Genomic DNA, 14,152 nt, shown 5'->3' on the forward strand with positions numbered 1-14,152 from the left:
TATAGGTCGGGTGCGTGCGAAGATTGCCGCCCGAAGGTCCGCTTCCGCAGTGCATACGAGCGCCCATCACGCTTGCACCGACCGTCCGCTCACCGCCCTTCGCCCTTGGCTGGCTACAGTTCTACTGCCGTAGTCACCTCGTCAAATATCTCCAATATTGGTCCCGCATAGGTCCTGGATCGCCTCGATCAGTTCCGGCCCATCGTGCAGTTGCCTGCGACATGATCGGCCCATCGTTGCATGAGGGCCGCGCGCTGGTCTAGGTAATCGGATCTCGCGTAAGACCGTTCTACGCGTCCGCCGATCTTGTGCCCGAGTGCAGTTTCCGCGACCTCATAGGGAGCGGATGCTGTATCCTGCACCCACGTCCGGAAGCTGGTGCGGAACCCGTGTGGCCTGCCGGCCTCGTGCATGTCGTTGAGCACATTGATCAGCGCATTCTGCGACAGGGCTCCCTCAAGCGGACCCGGAAACAGTAGGCCGTCGACGCGGTCATTTGACAGGTGCCGAGCGGTCTCAACGATCTCTAGCGCCGCTTTCGATAGGGGGACGCGGAAGGCTTCGGCCGCCCGGAGGGTTCCCTTGATCCGCTCGGGCGGGACCGTCCAGACAGTTCCGTCGATCTCGCTGAGCCGAGCGCCGCGGGCTGCATCGGAGCGAACGGCTGTCAGTATGAGGAACCGCAGGCATGCCCGGCCCGAAGTGTCTCCGTGCAGCCGTTGGAACAGCGCGGGAATGTCCTGCCAGGGCGTGGCCTCGATGTGCTGATGCTTGATGTGAAGATCCCCAAGCATCTCGCGGGCTGCCTCGATCGTCGCTGGGTCCACACGGTGGCCGATGGCACGCGCTTTGCGGAAAACTAGGCGCAGCCGGGCAAATGCCTTGACCGCCACAGTCGGCTTGCTGTGCCAGATCGGCGAAAGCGCGCGGACGAAATCGGATGCGGCGAGAGACGACGCAGGCCGGGCGCCGAGAGTGGGGAGAATATGCACTCGGATCGGAGAGAGCCAACGCCCGGACTCCCCGTTGTCTTTCAGTGTGGCCTTGCGTGCGTCGAAGACCAGCGCAACCAGATCCTCAAGCGTTGGGTTGCTCCGCGCAGCTTCCGCAGCCGCCGTGTTCTTCTCTTGTGTCCGCACGGCGATCGGATCGCGCCCTGAGGCCCGAACGGCGGCCCAACGGTCCCGCTCCTTGCGCGCTTGCGCCAGAGAAACTGCAGAAAGGGCCCCAAGGCCCATGTCACGGCGGCGGCCTGCGAAGGTGAAGCGGTAGATCCATTTCCCGCCATCCTCTGTTCGGTGTAGGTATAGACCACCGCCGTCTCCATAGAGGCCGGGGGCCGCATTCTTGATCTTTATCGCTGTAAGTTTGTCTTTTGCCGCCACTGCGAGCCCCACACTTAGCCCCACATTATGCGTGCGCTGTTTATCTCTTTTTAGCGACGAGGTGAGACGTTTTTTCCTTTAATTTGTTGGCCTTATCTCATGTTTTGGGGCGTCAGGCAACGGCGCGCGACATCCGTATGATGCCCTCCGTCGGCACCAGTTTCTCAATTCAGTGTATTCAGATTGTTTTCGATGTGCGGGGCGGGCTGACCCCACACTCATATTGTGCCGGAAGGCATCTCCCCGTCTGCGTTCACGCGGTTGCCGCGTTGCCGGGGGAGGGAGAACCCGCCGCGCACCGCAGCCCTGACGGGCACTGAGGAGACGTGGTCACGCCGGTCTAGGCAGGTTGTAACGGTGCAAGAACCTCTGCGAATAGACGGAACGCGGCGCGGTGACGGCCCTCCAGGCCTCAAGAAATTCTGGCGGCATCGCCAGATCCGTGGCCGCCCGCAGATGTGGATAGAGCGCGAAAGCCTGCGCCTGAGAATCCGCGGTGACATTCGACAGATAGCGCTCGGCATTGCCGGTGAAAATGACATCCGGGCGGATCAGCGTCACCATCTCGGGATGCAGGAAACGGGTGCGCAGGCAGATCACGCGGGTAAAGACCATGCTCAGGTGCTGCAACATCATCCGGAAGAATGAATCGCCGAAGAGCAGGGCAGTCCGGTCATGCGCGGCCTCGGGGCTGATCAGGATATCCACCAGCCCATCGTTGAAACCGCTCGAATTGCGAAAAGCGGTGACCGGCCAGTCGGGATCGAGGACGACACCATCCTGAAACAGCCGGGGGGTGAATTTGGCGCCAAGATCCCCTGCCCACCGCTGCGCCTTGACGATCCGCCGTTCCACGCGCGTCAGGCTCTCCTCGGCCTGGATCCCGGTGGCCGAAAGCATCATCCGCAGCACCGCCAGAGATCCATGATCGGTCATATGCGTGTCGAGCGGCAGGAAGGGGGCGCGCTGCTCGTCCCGTAACCTGTCCGCCGGATACAGCACATAGGGCCGCAATTCAGGATCGAGGGGAGCGAGATAGGCATCCCCAAGCCGGTGGACAGGCCCGATCGGAAAGGCTTCCGTCATCACCGATTGCTTGTCAGGAAAGATCACATGGAGATAGGGGATCCCCTGGCCGCGCGCGATGCTTGCCCGCTCGGCAAGATTGCCGGCAAAGGTCGCGAGCGAGGTGGGAGTGGGCGCCAGTTTGCCCGTCACATATTGCAAGACCGAAAGATTGCCGCCGACCAGGAACGCGACGTTATCCTTGGTGAGCAATGCATCACCTTCGATGCGGTAGGCCTTCGACGCCGCATCTGGTTGCGGGGCCGTTGTGGCGACATCCAGATTTTTCGCGGCAATGGCCTGGGCATAGCGTCCTGTCGTGTCTGCGGCCAGGATCTTCGCGCCGTTCCGCCTGTGGAATTTCAAGATCTGGTCTGGCAGAAGGTGATTTCCGTTGATGGCTGTCATCAGCGCTTCAAACCAGTGACCTGAAATGCTCCCGGTAGTTAGGCGCTGCTCGATCAACCGGATCAACTCATCGGAGTTGCGGGTGAGCAAGGCGAGTTGAAGCAACTGTTGCGTGAAATCTCCGGCGACGAGGGGGGCGTCGCGCAGCTTGACGAACAGAGCGGCAGCTTCTTCGACCTTACGTGCCCGAACGAGATTTGCGGTGTGGATATGAAGCGTCAGTGTGGCAATTGCAGTCGCTAGCCGCCGGCCAGAGCGTCGTTCCGACTCCAAAAGCGCTACAGCTTTGCCAGACATCGTGGCCGCACGTTGATGGTTGCCTCTGCGGGAGAGGACACCTGCCGCTCCCGTCAGGGCAACAGAGGAGCCGCTTCGACGCGAGCGGACGGATTGCAAAAACGCATCCCGGTCAAATCTGCCGGCCAGAACATTTCGAACGGTGTCGCTGAGCAGGCCGCATTCCAGCAGCATGCGCATGGCCGCATGATCCGAAAACCGCACGGGGATGCAGTGGATGTCGGCGGCAACAGCGGCGATCATGCGTGCGTGCCGATCATCTTCGATATGTGCCGGATCATGAAACAGCCAGGTCGGGGTGCTCAGTCCGGCGTCCAGCCAACGATCGTCGAACGTCTTGATCCGGCGCCGATCCGCCATCCAACGCGGCTCGAAATCGGCGCGGGAAAGATCGACGCTGGCCTGCGGATACATGCTGAGCGCGCCCTCAGCATCGAGCCGGTCGGCGAACATCAGTGCCCCCGTGCCCCCCATGCTGGCGCCATAGGTCCAGAGCGCGCGCGTGCCCCGCCTGTCCCTGATCGCCTGCAGGACCTCCTCCATTTCGTCCAACTGCCACCAGTGGTTCCATTTCGCGACGACATGGAACACGGAGATGCCCGATTTGCGGAAGAACTCCTGGCCAAAGCCTGCATTCGGATGAGCCGGCCCGGGGCGCGGTGCGCCGAGACGCGGCGAGAAGGTCACCACCACCTGTTCGGACTGATCGATCGGAACAGAGTGCAAGGAAAGGTTGTCATTCTCGAACAGGATGGTGGTCATTGCGCGGCCCCTCCGGTCGCCATGCCAAGGCGCCGGGCGAGTCTTCCGGCGCGCGGCCGATCCTTTCGGCCGGGGACCGGGCGCAACGGGTGCGCAGAGATCGGGCCACGGGTGCGGGATGCCGGCGCCGCGGCAGGCCGGGACCCGGTGCGGCGCTGGACCCTGCCGGCACGTGCCAGATCGTCCATTTCGCCGCGGCGGGGGAAGGGGGCGATCGCGATTGCATCCGCCTTTGCCAAAGGCGCGAGGCACCGTGACCGGACCCGGGGAAATACCGCCAGTTCCTTGAAATGATCGAGAATATCCAAGACGAACCCTCCTGCAATCGGGGCAAGGATGGCCTGTTTTCTGCGGCTTGGCCATGGTCTTCGCGGCGATATGTTGATCTTTGGAGAATTTCCGGATCGCCGGGCTCAGGCTCTCGGTGGCGGCGATCCCCGGAGCTCCGGGCGGCGCTGACGATCTCCCTTGCGGTCGGGGCGGTGCGCTGGCGCGAGGCCGGCGCACCATGCCCGGAGGGCCCCGTCAGCCCCGGGCGGCGGGATCTGGCCGTCACCCGGGAGAGAGGATGACGCCCATCTGTTTTCCGCTCCGGTTCCGTGGCATTGCTCTTCTTGAACTGACACATGTCGCCGGGAAATCGCGATGCGCACCTCCCTTCTTCTTCTTGCCGCCCTCTGTGCGCTTGCCGCGCCAGCCCTGCCTGCGGGGGCGCAATTTGCCACGCTGCCGCCCTCCGACGCTCCAATGAGCTTTTCGCCGGCGCAATGCAGCGCACTGCGGGAAATCGAGGGCGGGGTGGCGACCCGGCCGGCGGCCGAAATCGAGCGGATCGGTGCCGTTCTGGAGGCGAACCAGAACGCCGATCCCGTCGAGGCGGCGCGGGTTTCGGGACTGTCCGTGCCGACGGTTGCGACGATGGGAGCGCTGAACCCGCAGCAGGGCATGGCCTTCTCCCTGGTGTTCGGCTCCATGCTGCGGCAGTATCATCCTGACCTGCTGCTCAAGGTGCTGCGCGAGCGCGGCCCGCTTGGTCAGGTGCCCGACGTTTCCGACAGCCCGCTCGGGATGACCCTTCTGGACGGCATGCTGGACACCGCGCAGCAGAACTACCTGATGCAGTGTTCCTGAAGAGGGCAGGGGCGTCCCGTCTTCGAAGCGGTTTCGCCTGCCCGGGGGCGGCCCGGCTTAGCAGGAGCGCGGTGCGTCGGGTCAGGCAGTCGGGGCTTGCCCCGGACCGTTCCGCCGATCCGCCGATCCTGTGCCCGAGCGCGGGAGCGTACCCCGCGCCGGGCCATGGCTGCCAGGTGCGGCACCGAAGTCCTGAAACGGCAGCGCAAGCCCTGCGGCCTCCCGGCGTCGGGATGCCGTTGAGCCCGGCAACCGCTGCGCGATGCCCGGGCGGGCCGCCGGTCGGCCCCCCCGGGGGGGCGGTCAGGGCAACCGGATGACCGGATCCGATCCCGCCGTCAACGCGAACCAGCCCACACCTTCTTCGCACAGGCTGACGAGATATCGCCCCGTTCCGAACCTGTCGACAGGCAGGGCCGTGGTGATCTCGATCTGCGCGCCGGGCAGGACGCGCCGCGGCAAGGGGATCATCTGGTCCGGCACGCGAAGCGGACGCGCGTCCTCCTCGCCGCGGTCGAGCGCATGGACCGCCAGTCCGATGTGACTGTCCTCGCCGGCCTCGAAGGCCAGGGTGTTCGGGTTTCGCAGCCGAATCGAGATCCGCCGCTCGCCTTCTGAAACGATCTGCACCGACATCTCCGCCCGGCGTGCCAGGGCGGGCAACCAGCCGCCTTCCGCCGCGGCGTCGATCTCCCGGCGCAAGGCCTCGGTGAGAGAGCCGATATTTTCCGGCCGGAAGAACTGGCCATGGGTGCCGTCGATGATCGCGCAATGGCCATCGCGCAGATAGCGCCCCCAGCCGGCGGTCGGATCGGCGAACTGGAAGGCCGGGTTGTGCCGGTGGCTGTCACGCCCGAAGAGGATCAGCATCCGCCCGCCGTAGGGAAGCGGGAGCATCCGTTCGAGAAAGATCAGCGAGCCGATGGCGTGTCCCGCGAGGGAAAGCGCCGCCGCGATCTGGAAGGCGACGGGCACCGCCTGGCAATTGCCGCCGACCGCCACGCATTGCGGCAGATCTCGGGCGAGGAGGATCTCGATATAGCGCTCGGCCACCTGCCGGACCGCGCCGGTCGCGGCGCGGCGATCCTCTCCGCCAAGGCCGGCCAGGGAGCGCATGGCGATCAGCGGCTGCTCCGTGCCAAGTGCCCGGGCCAGCGCATCCGCCTCGCTCACCTGATTGACGCACCACAGCAGCGGCATTCGTTGCCCACCGTGATTGTAGAGCCGGACCAGCCCATCCGGATCGAGGGGAATGCCGGCAGAGGGCGCCATCAGCGCCGCCAGGGCCTGCAGCTTTTCCTCGGGCGCACCGCGCCGCGTCGGGGGCCGCTCCGGCGCGGGCAGGGCGGCGTGCCAGAGGCTGCGCGGGGTCGCCTCCGGGCTGATCGCGCCCCGGATCGAGATCTTCAGCTCCCGTTCCAGCACAAGCTCGAGTTCCAGCAGTTCCAGTGAATCCGCCCCGATCGTGTCCAGGGCGGCGTCCGGGTCGATGCTGCGCCTGAGGATTTTCTCCCACAGCGACAGGTATCTCCCGGGCAAGCCGCCGGACGGGACAGGGGGGGACCCTGGCCGGTCGAGCAGGGCCCGCAGCGCGGTGACGTCGAGCTTGAAATTCCCAAGTCGCGGCAGCCGGTCCAGCACCACCACGCGATCGGGCTGCAACTGGGCGGGCAGGGTCTGGCGCAGTTCCTGCCGGAGCGCGCCGCCATCCAGATGCGCCCCGTCTGCCGGCTCGACGACGGCGACAAGGCTGGTTTTGCCCTGCCGCGTCCGGGGCACGATCACCGCGTCGGCGACCCCCGCGCGCCGACGCAGCGCCGCCTCGATCTCGGCGGGTTCGATCCGGTAGCCGCGGATCTTGATCTGCCGGTCGGCGCGGCCCAGAAACTCCAGCAGGCCGTCGGGGCGCAGCCGTCCGAGGTCGCCGGGCTGGAAGCTGCGCCACCCCGGCCGCGCCGGATCGGCAAGGAAGCTGCCTTGCGTCAGCGCCGCGTCATTCCAGTAGCCGCGTGCGATATAGGGGCTCGAGACGCGGATCTGTCCGATCTCGCCCGGCGCGACCTCCTGCCCGCTCTCGTCGACGAGGCACATTTCCCGCTGTTCGACCGCAAAGCCCACCGGCACCAGTTCGCAGCCAGGGGCAAAGTCCCCCGGCACGATCCACTGGCGATAGAGCGTCGCGCATTCGGTGGAACCGATCCCGGTGTAGATCGCGCAGCCCTCGGGCAGGTTGGCGCGCACCGTGCGCAGGTCCTCGGTCAGGAAGCGGTCGCCCGCGGTGTAGAGAAACCGCGCCTCGGGGCAGATCGGCCCCGAGGCGGCCCGGATCAGGCTGCGCAGAACCGGGGGCATCGCGTGCAGGATCGTGACCTGTCGCGCCATCAGATCGTGCAGCACCTTGTGCAGGCCTTCGCCGCGCAGGTCCGACATGCACAGTGTCGCGCCGGTCAGGAGCGCGCCGTAGATGTCGCGCAGGGCGCCGTTCACGCAGGGGGAATAAAGCAGGCTGTGACGGTCGGCGCAGGTGGGCTGCACCACCTGCGTGTATTGCAAGATGTCGTGCAGCAAGCCGCGCTGATCCTGCCAGACACCCTTCGGCGCGCCGGTGGAGCCCGAGGTGTAGATGACATAGGCGGGGCTTTCGGGGCGGGCCTCGCCCCGGGTGGCGGCCGCTGCCGTCACCACATCCGCCGCGCTCACGGTGCCGATCTTTCCGGGCCCCGTTCCGGCACGCGGCATAAGGTCGGCGGGCATCTCGCCGATCACCAGCCCGGCACCGCTATGGGTGATGACGCGGGTCAGATGATCTGCCGGATAGGTCGGATCGAGCGGCACATAGGGCCGCCCTGCGAAGAGCGCCCCCAGCATCGCGGCGACGACATGGCGGTCCGTCCGCAGGCACAGCGCCACCGGGGCGCCGTCCGGCACGCGCGCCGAAATGACGCCGCCATAGCGCAGGGCAAGGCTCAGCAGCGCGGCATAGGACAGCTCGCCATGCTCATCAAGGATCGCGGGATGCGCGGGCCGGGCTGCCGCGACGCGGGCAAAGCGAGGCCACAGCGGATGCGCGAGATCCGCCGCGGCAAGCCCCGGCACCGGGGGGCAGGGGGCGCTCACCGCAGGGCTCCGCGTGCCGCGGCGATCGCCGCCAGAACGGTGCGATCCGGCGTTGCCTGCCACAGCGCGCAGCCGGCGCCGAGGGTGAAGCCGCGACCCCGCATCCGCGCCAGCAGCCGTGCCGTTTCGGTCGCCATCGTTTCGGCCGTCAGGCTGGCCAGCTCGGAGGGCGCCATCCCGCCGCTTAGCAAGACCTCGGGCCCGGCCCGCCGCCCCTCGTCGAGTGCGGGGTTGGCGTCGAAGGCAAAATGGACGGTGGTGCCGGGGAAGGCGTCGAGCAGGGTGGCCGGAAGTCCCTCCCCATGCAGATGCACGACGTTCAGGCTGTCCGGGCCCGCGGCGGCGAGGCAGCTCAGTCCCTCGGGCAGGCCCATCGTGAAAAAGCTGTCGCCCGGGCTTTCGTGCGCGCCGGCGTGCTGCACCGCAAGGAAGATGCCGTCGACGCCCGCTTCCCTGAACAGCCCGACGATGCGACGGGTCCGCTCGGTCAGGGCGGCGAGCGCGATGGACAGGGCCTCGGGGCAGTCCCGGCGATGGTCTTGCCAGTGCGCGCCCGCGAGGATGCGCAGCTGAAACAGCGGGTCGAAGATCGACTGCAGGACCGGGATATGCGCGGGCACGCGGGCGCGGACCAGCCGGGCGGCCTTGAGATGCTCCGCGAGATGCCGCTCCTCGGGCCGGCTCTCGGCAAGGCGCAGCCAGTCTTCGGCGGTGCTGACCGGGCCGGCGCCGAATATCCGCCGGCCGATCGGATCGCCGGTCCAGCTGTCCGTCTGCCCGAGGTCGCGCAGTTGGAAACTCGAGGCGGGGGTGATCTTCACCAGATCGCAGTCGAAGCGGGCCTGAAAGGCGCAGGTCGCGTCGGCGAGCCGCTCCCCTTGCTGATCCGCAACGGGATGGTGCTGCCAGAACGCGACCGGAACCGCGGCCCCGTGCCTGCCCTGCCTGGCCTGTTCGACCAGCTCCAGATAGCGCTGTTTCGCCAACATCGTTCAGCTATCCCTGTCAGCGGCCGGTGCGAAAAATGGTCGGCATCGGCGGAACTGTGACCGGGTGAAAATTGCACAGGGTGGCAGCGTGCACAACCGCCACCTGTGCGCTGCAGGGGCCGTCGGAAGAGGTCGCGTCGCGCTGGCGGAACGGCAAAAGCCCGCCACGAGGGGCGGGCTTTCGGGGCGGGCAGGGCGCGCGCGATCAGCCGCGGCCGAAATCGGTCAGCAGCGTGTAGCCGCGCCCGGCCATGCAGCGGTCGACGACGCGGCGCGGGCCGTAGGTGACCAGATCGTGGTCATAGTCGCCCGCGCCGGCCCCGGCGGCGGCCCCGACCGCGGCACCGGTCAGGATGTAATCGTTGCGGTAGCCGGTGTGGGTGCCGGCCGCCGCCCCCACCAGCGCGCCGACAATGAGGCCCGCGGCAAGGTTCTTGCCCATCTCCTTCTGCTGGCGCGCTTTGTAATCCGCCTCGACCTGCAGGGCGACGGTGCGGCAGGCCTCGAGATCCTTCTCGTAGCGCGCCTGATTGGTCTTGCCGGGGTCGACGGCGGGGCGGTATTCGGCGAGCGGCTGCACCGGCTCGCAGGCCGCAAGGAAGAGGAATGCGCCGCTGCAAAGCAGCGCTGCGGGTTTTCTGAACATGATGTTTCCAAATTGACGGTCGTTTGCCTGCGGAAGATCACAGGACCGTGAACGAATTTGCAAGCTGATAATGCCGGCGCGACGCCGCGTCCGGCCGGCGTGCCGCGGTCTAGCGCTTCCGTCGCAGATGCCCCTCAAGCGGCACCGCGGCCGAGAGGGTATTCGAGATCGTGCCGTATTTCAGGATATTGCGGTGCAGCAGGTCCAGCCGCTGCTCGGTCTCGGCGCTGTCCACCACGATCTCGTAGCGGATTGCCACCAGTTTCGGCGGCGCATCCTGACGCAGCGCCTCGAGCGTGACCTCGACCCCGTCGATCTGGAACTGCAGCATCGGCGTGACCCGCTCGATCCCCTTCAGCATGCAGGCGGCAAGTGCGGAGAGCAGCAGCTCGACCGGATTCATCGCATCCTGCCGCCCGGCAAGATCGGTATCCAGAACCACCTCTGCCGCCTTCGCCCGGGCGAGACTGCCATGCGCGTCGATGCGCCGGGCGTGAACGCGATATTCCATCATCTGTTGATCCAGTTCCGTCAGCGGGCGGGCGGCGGCGCGGCCGTCGCAGTGACGAAATTCGAGCGGATCCCGCGGCCCGGGTCAAGCGCGAAGATGGTCGACCCTGCCGGCCTCAGGGCCGGCAGGGCGGTTCGGGGCGCGCGGATCAGGGCATCGGGTGCGGCGTTCCGGCGACGCTGGCCGGAAGCACGGGATACACGATCTGCGGCATGTCGCCGGTCAGGCTGCCGAGGAAGGCCACGATCTGCCCGAGCTGCTGGTCATCAAGCTGTGCGCCGAGCTGCGCGTCGGCCATCACCTTCACCGCCTCTTTCAGGTCCCAGACCGCACCGGAGTGGAAATAGGGCGCCGTCAGGGCGATGTTGCGCAGCGTCGGCACCTTGTAGGCGTATTTGTCGGCCTCGTCCTTGGTGACGGCATAGCGCCCCATGTCCTCGGGCGGCAGGATCGACGGGTCGGGCTTGGCGACGACGCCGAACACCTGATAGCTGTTGCCGCCGATGTTCATGCCGTTGTGGCAGCTGCTGCAGCCTTCCGACATGAAGAGCGACAACCCCTGCTTCTGCTCCTCGGTCATCGCCGCATCGTCGCCCTTCAGCCAGCGGTCGAAGGGGGCGTTCGGGGTGATCAGCGTGTCCTCGAAGGCGGCAATCGCTGCGGTCGCATTCTCGAAGGTGACCGGGTCGGTTGCATCGGGGAAGGCGGTGGCAAAGATCGGCGTATAGCCGGGGATCGCCTTCAGCATCTCGATGACATGGTTCGGGTTCGAGGCCATCTCGACCGGGTTCTGCATCGGCCCGCCTGCCTGTTCGATCAGGTTGGCGGCGCGCCCGTCCCAGAACTGGGCGAAGTTGTAGGTCGAGTTCAGCACCGTCGGCGAGTTGCGCCCGCCTTTCTGCCAGCGATGCCCGAGCGAGACACTGGACAGGTCGACGCCGCCGGTCGAGAGGTTGTGGCAGGTGTTGCAGCTGATGTTATGCGCCTCGGACAGACGGGGTTCGAAGAACAGCATCTTGCCAAGCTCGGCCTGGGCCGGGGCGGGCGCCGGATCGGGGGCCTGCGGGATCGGCTCGAAGACGCCCTGGGCATCGCTGCGCAGCGCGTCGTCGTCGATGGCAGGATTGGCCGCGACGGCGACACCGGCTTGCGCGCCGATCAGGGTCAGGGCTGCGAGTACTGGTTTCATGGCAGATACCTCATGGCAAGAATGGCCGACCGTTGCCGGGCGGTCCCGGGGGGCAGGAAGGGCGCGACGGACGACGGCGGCAGAGCGGCCCGGGCGGGGAAATCCCGGATATCGAAAGCAAGTCGGGGCTCTGGCCGCCGCGGGGAAACGAGATCGCGTCGATCTTCGTGCCAGATCTAGCAACCCCGCGCTGACAGGAGCCTGACAGCACACGCCAGACGTGTTGCGGCAACATCGGGGCGGGGTTGCACCCGGCGCAGGCCGTCCGTCAGGATCACGTCAGGTTGCGCGGTCTATAGCTCGACGATGAGACCGCCGCTCCTTCTCCTGTCGATGCTTCTGGGGGCCGTCGCCGGCCTGCCCGCCGCGGCGGATCCCGAGTATGACCACAACCGCGCCCAGAGGGCACTGGAGCGCGGCGAGATCCGCCCGCTGCATGCGCTTCTGGCGCCGGTCGAACAGAGGTTCGGGGCCCGGTTGCTCGAGGTCGAGCTGCGGCAAGAGCGCGGCAGGCTGGTCTACGAGATCAAGCTGATCACGCCCGACGGCCGGATCTTCGAGGTCGGGGTCGATGCCGCCACGGGGGTGATGCTGCCGTCCGACTTGGGAGGCGGGCACTGATGCGGGTGCTGGCCGTCGAGGATGATCCGAGGATCGCGGCTGATCTCGGCGCCGCACTTGGCGCTGCCGGGCTGCGGGTCGAGTTCTGCACCGACGGCGACACCGCGTGGTTTCTCGGCGATACCGAGGAGTACGACCTCGTGGTGCTGGATCTCGGCCTGCCGCGGCTCGACGGGCTGACGGTGCTGAAGCGCTGGCGCGCCAACGGCCGGGAGATGCCGGTGCTGGTGCTGACCGCGCGCGGCACCTGGACCGAGCGGGTCGAGGGGATCGACGCCGGCGCGGACGATTACCTGCCGAAGCCGTTCCGCATGGAGGAGCTGGTAGCGCGGGTGCGGGCGCTGATCCGGCGCTCGGCCGGACGCGGCAGCGCCGTGCTTCGCGCGGGCAGTCTGGCGCTCGATACCAACCGGATGTCGGTGATGCGGCAGAACCGGCCGGTGCAGACGACGGCGCTGGAATACCGGCTGCTGGTCTATCTGCTGCTCAATCGCGACCGGGTGGTGCCGCCGACCGAGCTGCTCGACCATCTTTACGGCGACAATGAGCTGCGCGAGGTCAATGCGCTCGAGGCGGTGGTCGCCCGGTTGCGGCGCAAGCTGGGACCAGGGGTGATCGGCACCCGGCGCGGCTTTGGCTATTTCCTCGAAGCGGCGGGGGACGCGCTGTGAGACGGCTTTCGCTGCGGGTGCGGCTGGCCTGTGCCGGGGCGGTCACGGTGGCGGTGGCGATCACGCTCTCGTCGCTGGGGCTTGCCGCGCTCTTCGATGCGCATGTGACGCGCCGCGCCCTGGTCGAGCTGTCGGTGCAGCTTGACCAGGTGCTGGCCGGTGTCGAGCGTGCCCCTTCGGGCGCGCTGGAACAGACCGCCACCCCCGCCGATCCGCGGTTCCAGCGCCCCTATGGCGGGCTTTACTGGCAGATCGCGGCCGAGGGCGGGATGCTGCGCTCGCGCTCGCTGTGGGATTACGAGATTCCGCTGCCGGTCGACGAGCTGCGGGACGGGGCGGAACATGTGCACGAATTGTCGGGGCCGGCGGGGCAGCCGTTGCTGGCGATCGAGCGCAGCGTCGTGCTGCCGCGCCGGCTCGGGGGCTCGGGGATGCGGGCCACCGTGGCGATGGACCGCACCGAGCTCGCCGCAGCGCGCAACGGCTTCATCTCCGACCTCGCGCCCTATTCGGTGGTGCTGACCGTGGCGCTGATTCTCGCCGGATGGGTGCAGATCGCCGTCGGCCTGCGGCCGCTCCGGATGATCCGGCAGCGCGTGGCCGACGTGCGTTCGGGGCGGGCACGGCGGCTCGGGGCCGATTTCCCGGCCGAGGTGCTGCCGCTGGTGCGCGAGGTCGACGCGCTGCTTGCGGCGCGGGGCGAGGAGGTGGCACGGGCCCGCACCCGCGCCGGCGATCTGGCGCATGGGCTGAAGACGCCGCTGCAGGCGCTTCTGGGCGAGGCGGGCCGGCTGCGGGCCGAGGGCCGGGCCGGCGTCGCGGCTGACATCGAGGCGATTGCCGGGGCGATGCGCCGCCATGTCGACCGCGAGCTGGCGCGCACCCGCGTCGCCATGCGCGGGCACGAGGCGCGCGCCGAGATCGCCCCCGCCCTTGCCGGCGTGCTGCGGGTCGTGCGGCGCACCGGGGAGGGGGCGGGGCGCGACTGGCAGCTCGAGGTGCCGGCCGGGCTGGCGGTTGCCGCCGATCCCGATGACCTGACCGAGGCCCTCGGCGCACTGATCGAGAATGCGGCGCGCCATGCCCGCCGGCGGGTCCGGATCACCGCGGTTGCCGCCGAGCGCGCGGTCACGATCTCGGTCTGCGATGATGGCCCGGGTATTCCCGCCGACCGGATCGGGGCGCTGATGGCACGTGGGGCCCGTGCCGACACGCAAGGTCAGGGCAGCGGGCTCGGGCTCGCCATCGCCCGCGACATCGCCGAGGCGCTGGAGGGCGAACTGACGCTGCATCCGGCGACGCCGGGGCTCGAGGCGCGGCTGAGGCTGCCCGGGGTGTGCGGCCCGCCGCGCCAATGAGG

At 67.8% G+C, this 14,152-nt stretch carries 11 protein-coding genes; 4 read left to right on the forward strand and 7 right to left on the reverse strand.

From position 1 onward, the window contains the following. Positions 1-188: 188 nt before the first annotated feature. Together EOW65_RS15190 and EOW65_RS15195 are read right to left on the reverse strand one after the other, a co-directional pair. On the reverse strand, positions 189-1,385 hold the full coding sequence (locus EOW65_RS15190) for a tyrosine-type recombinase/integrase (RefSeq protein WP_128150980.1): 1,197 nt from the start codon (positions 1,383-1,385) through the stop codon (positions 189-191). A 330-nt stretch (positions 1,386-1,715) separates the two neighbouring features. Then, entirely contained in the window at positions 1,716-3,917 is a 2,202-nt protein-coding gene (locus EOW65_RS15195) for a hypothetical protein (protein ID WP_128150849.1), read from the reverse strand. A gap of 747 nt (positions 3,918-4,664) precedes the next feature. Here EOW65_RS15195 and EOW65_RS15200 point away from each other — a divergent pair. Further along, positions 4,665-5,048 (forward strand): hypothetical protein, encoded by a 384-nt coding sequence (locus EOW65_RS15200; protein ID WP_164880118.1) that lies wholly within the window; start codon positions 4,665-4,667, stop codon positions 5,046-5,048. A gap of 303 nt (positions 5,049-5,351) precedes the next feature. On the opposite strand, the gene EOW65_RS15205 is transcribed toward EOW65_RS15200, so the two are convergent. The 5 genes from EOW65_RS15205 to EOW65_RS15225 form a co-directional block, all read right to left on the reverse strand. Next, complete coding sequence (locus EOW65_RS15205; RefSeq protein ID WP_128150853.1) at positions 5,352-8,165, reverse strand: AMP-binding protein; 2,814 nt, start codon at positions 8,163-8,165, stop codon at positions 5,352-5,354. Continuing rightward, complete coding sequence (locus EOW65_RS15210; RefSeq protein WP_128150855.1) at positions 8,162-9,154, reverse strand: uroporphyrinogen decarboxylase family protein; 993 nt, start codon at positions 9,152-9,154, stop codon at positions 8,162-8,164. Before EOW65_RS15210 ends, EOW65_RS15205 begins: the two co-directional genes overlap by 4 nt. Before the next feature lie 205 nt (positions 9,155-9,359). Further along, a complete protein-coding gene (locus EOW65_RS15215; protein WP_128150857.1) occupies positions 9,360-9,800 on the reverse strand; it encodes a glycine zipper domain-containing protein in 441 nt (146 codons plus the stop codon). A 109-nt stretch (positions 9,801-9,909) separates the two neighbouring features. Then, positions 9,910-10,314, reverse strand: coding sequence for an OsmC family protein (locus EOW65_RS15220; RefSeq protein WP_128150859.1), 405 nt, complete (start codon positions 10,312-10,314; stop codon positions 9,910-9,912). A 145-nt stretch (positions 10,315-10,459) separates the two neighbouring features. Further along, entirely contained in the window at positions 10,460-11,500 is a 1,041-nt protein-coding gene (locus EOW65_RS15225; RefSeq protein ID WP_128150860.1) for a cytochrome-c peroxidase, read from the reverse strand. A 306-nt stretch (positions 11,501-11,806) separates the two neighbouring features. Between EOW65_RS15225 and EOW65_RS15230 the strand changes: the two genes are divergently transcribed. Genes EOW65_RS15230 through EOW65_RS15240 form a run of 3 tightly spaced genes read left to right on the forward strand, consistent with a single transcriptional unit; the run spans position 11,807 to position 14,150 of the window. Then, positions 11,807-12,121, forward strand: coding sequence for a PepSY domain-containing protein (locus EOW65_RS15230; protein ID WP_206364081.1), 315 nt, complete (start codon positions 11,807-11,809; stop codon positions 12,119-12,121). Continuing rightward, entirely contained in the window at positions 12,121-12,792 is a 672-nt protein-coding gene (locus EOW65_RS15235; protein WP_128150862.1) for a response regulator transcription factor, read from the forward strand. The genes EOW65_RS15230 and EOW65_RS15235 overlap by 1 nt, the downstream gene beginning before the upstream one ends. Then, a complete protein-coding gene (locus EOW65_RS15240) occupies positions 12,789-14,150 on the forward strand; it encodes a sensor histidine kinase (RefSeq protein ID WP_128150864.1) in 1,362 nt (453 codons plus the stop codon). Before EOW65_RS15235 ends, EOW65_RS15240 begins: the two co-directional genes overlap by 4 nt. Positions 14,151-14,152 lie beyond the last annotated feature (2 nt).

This window comes from Paenirhodobacter ferrireducens (assembly GCF_004022265.1).
GTDB lineage: Bacteria > Pseudomonadota > Alphaproteobacteria > Rhodobacterales > Rhodobacteraceae > Rhodobacter > Rhodobacter ferrireducens.

What these genes read in the sequence shown, in the direction of transcription:
- EOW65_RS15195 (WP_128150849.1), bottom strand. Translation starts at nt 3,917, where the DNA reads ATGACCACCATCCTGTTCGAGAATGACAACCTTTCCTTGCACTCTGTT.
- EOW65_RS15200 (WP_164880118.1), top strand. Translation starts at nt 4,665, where the DNA reads ATGAGCTTTTCGCCGGCGCAATGCAGCGCACTGCGGGAAATCGAGGGC.
- EOW65_RS15210 (WP_128150855.1), bottom strand. Translation starts at nt 9,154, where the DNA reads ATGTTGGCGAAACAGCGCTATCTGGAGCTGGTCGAACAGGCCAGGCAG.
- EOW65_RS15215 (WP_128150857.1), bottom strand. Translation starts at nt 9,800, where the DNA reads ATGTTCAGAAAACCCGCAGCGCTGCTTTGCAGCGGCGCATTCCTCTTC.
- EOW65_RS15220 (WP_128150859.1), bottom strand. Translation starts at nt 10,314, where the DNA reads ATGATGGAATATCGCGTTCACGCCCGGCGCATCGACGCGCATGGCAGT.
- EOW65_RS15225 (WP_128150860.1), bottom strand. Translation starts at nt 11,500, where the DNA reads ATGAAACCAGTACTCGCAGCCCTGACCCTGATCGGCGCGCAAGCCGGT.
- EOW65_RS15230 (WP_206364081.1), top strand. Translation starts at nt 11,807, where the DNA reads ATGAGACCGCCGCTCCTTCTCCTGTCGATGCTTCTGGGGGCCGTCGCC.
- EOW65_RS15235 (WP_128150862.1), top strand. Translation starts at nt 12,121, where the DNA reads ATGCGGGTGCTGGCCGTCGAGGATGATCCGAGGATCGCGGCTGATCTC.